2 protein-coding genes are annotated in these 2,745 nt (G+C 40.0%); both read right to left on the bottom strand.

The features are described from left to right. Positions 1-170: IS1 family transposase (locus CINSTRO3249_RS14800; protein WP_143146886.1), on the bottom strand; the 170-nt coding region annotated here is incomplete at its 3' end. Positions 171-210: 40 nt separating this feature from the next. Continuing rightward, positions 211-1,332, bottom strand: a complete 1,122-nt coding sequence (locus CINSTRO3249_RS14795) for a hypothetical protein (RefSeq protein WP_074013804.1) — start codon at positions 1,330-1,332, stop codon at positions 211-213. Between the last annotated feature and the right edge of the window lie 1,413 nt (positions 1,333-2,745).

Raw genomic sequence — 2,745 nt, 5'->3', positions numbered from 1 at the left:
TCAACGATCTGCTCTTTAACTCCCGGCTTTCGCGCTTCATAGCGGTAGGTAAGCTGGAATACACGGTGACAGCACTGACACCGGAAGCGTTCGCGCTTAGTTGGACTAAGGCCATGTCGATAAATTTCATCTGAATGGCAGCGAGGACAATGAACAGAAACTGTAACCACGTGGAAACCTCAAATAGAGGCAGAATATCACAAAAGTCAACTATTTGAAGGCATTACCCGTATTTTCTCCGAATACTGAATTTATCAATTCTTCTTGCGATTCATGAATAGGTGTTAAGTGTGAAAATGTCATTTTCGCTACGTCCTCAGAGGAAATACTACTTTCATCCTCAGAAACTTCTCTATTATTAAAGAGACTATCGGCTTCTTGGCAAAAATTCGACTCTTCTCCAACAAGCGCTAATATCTGGCTCTTACTCATCCCCATTAATTTCAGTGTGCAAGCTAAAGTTTTTCCCTTATTAATATTTCCGTCGACATTCCTCATCGTTACTAGCTTCAAAATATTCTTACAGCAATACAGTTGCCCCAAAGATAAATTGGAGCCTAAAAGCATAGCTGTTTGTATCCCCACATATTGCGCCATTGTAGCAACAATTACATTTACAAATGCAACCACTGTTATGGGAATTCTTTTCCTATTTAAAGGGCAAGGCGTTAAATGGAATTCGTTTTTTATACGCTCAAGTTTAACAATCTCATTTTCTTCGTACGTTTTGTCGTTTTTAATGATAAATATATTGTAGCCTAGATTTTCATTTGTAGAATTCTTTACAATATTGAAAACATGACTGCCTGAGCTTTCTTTTCCACAATATTGCAAGAAAAAAATATCGCCGTCACTTACATCTATTTTAGCTTCATGGTGTATTGGCACGGGAAATAGTCTTTTATCTACAGCAGAAAAAGAATCACATGTCGTTTCGTTTTTTTTCGGTGACAGTGATGCAATGGCGCAACGCTCCAAAATAAAATCTCCATTAGTATATTTCAGCTCGATGACTTCGTTGTTACTATATGCAAGACCATCATCTGCAATGAATATATTGTACGCTAGCGCATCACTTTCTACGGTGTATATTATATTAAAAAAATTCCTATTGCTTTCATCTTTTCCCGTATACTGCAAATATAAAATATCACCTTCCATAAAGTCTTTTTTCGATTTAGATTGTATGGAAATCGCTGGAACTCTTAACTTTATTGCAGACAATAAATCACATAGGGTCGGCGTTTCGTTTTGTTTATACTTAGAATTTGTAGTCTTTACTCTGGTGTTAAACGTCATATCAAGTTCTTCGTGGTTTATTGATTTTTCCATAGCTTACCTAATAGTCAATTTATGTTTGATTGATAACCCCCAACCTCATCAGCCAGAGTAAGGCTTGATCCAGCGGGCGGGTTATTCCGTGCTATCCGCATTCTGAGCCACATACACCGTGCTGACTGACGCTTTAAGCGCATCTAATTCTGCCAGCTGACGGTTCACTTTAGCGGACAGTTCCTTAATCGCCTCGAACAGTAACGCGGAAATGCTCCGCAGGCGGCGGTTTTAAACCTGTATAACCGAGCCATCACGCATCTTCGTCACCGCCAGCCACTGCTCACCCAGCCAGGTTTACACTGCACGTACAGCGTCCGCTGTCGCTGCCCGTGCGGTCCGGGATGGGGCATCGCGCGCTACCGGCACACTAGGTGGCTGATTGCATTGTCGAAGCTCAGTACCGGCATCTTCCACCTCACGCCTTAACGATTATTTTGCTATTCCTCTGCCGCCACAGAATAGGGAAGGTTGCGATTTCAATATTTCGCCTTGCGGCATTTCTTGACCAATCAAAGCATTGGCAAAGTTTTTTTGATGACAAAAATTTAAGGACCACTTACCTTTTTTCAGTGTGTTTGTTGTTTAATTAACGCGTAGATACCCACGACGACATGTGGGAAGGGGATGATTGATGGTAAAACCTTTTAATCGTGTTAGTTCACGCTTAAGTAAAAAACGAATCGTTTCTAAGTATATAACTTTTCTTTACTGTGCATAATCTACCTAAGAGCCGTGAGATCGTCCACGGCTAATCAACGATGGAGATCTGATGTTATGCCGATTAGCTATGCGCAGCACAGAATGAATCAATATAGACAAGATGTCTGTTACACAACGAAATTCGTATCTGATTGCCGTAAAAGAGGATTTACTGATAAATTCGTTTCTGTAAATAATATTTTATGCAGATGTCCGTCGGGTGAAGACACATGCCAATGCTATAAATACATGAATGACTGTTCTAAACATTATGAATTTTCACACAATGGGTCGTTAGGAATGGAGGTACCTATAATAAAAATTACTGAATTTAATAAAAAAAGATTTAGTTTACATTACTGCCCATGCCCACCGGATCCTTGTGCATCAAAAGCTTTTTATAATCAATGCCGAGATCATGAAACAAAAAACATGCATGGTGTAGATGTTGCCGAAGCCGAAATTAGACTCCATCCAAAAGACTATCCGATGCATTATCCAGAAACAGCAAGTTTGATTGGTTCGTCTGACATAAGCTGTTTTTGTCCGCCTAGAATAACCACGAGTTAAGTTGCCACGAGTTAGAGGCTGTAAAATAATCTGTGTAAATGGCATTTTTAGCAAAACCTTTAAAGGACTACAAAATGCCTATCAGCAACGATCTTATTGACCAATTGCTCCAGGATTGCCACTCCCCTCAGGACCTGTTGG

Origin of the sequence: Candidatus Sodalis sp. SoCistrobi (assembly GCF_900143145.1) — a bacterium.
Classification (GTDB): domain Bacteria; phylum Pseudomonadota; class Gammaproteobacteria; order Enterobacterales; family Enterobacteriaceae; genus SoCistrobi.
The sequence above is the reverse complement of the archived record's forward strand: the minus strand, read 5'-3'. Positions and strand labels throughout refer to the sequence as shown.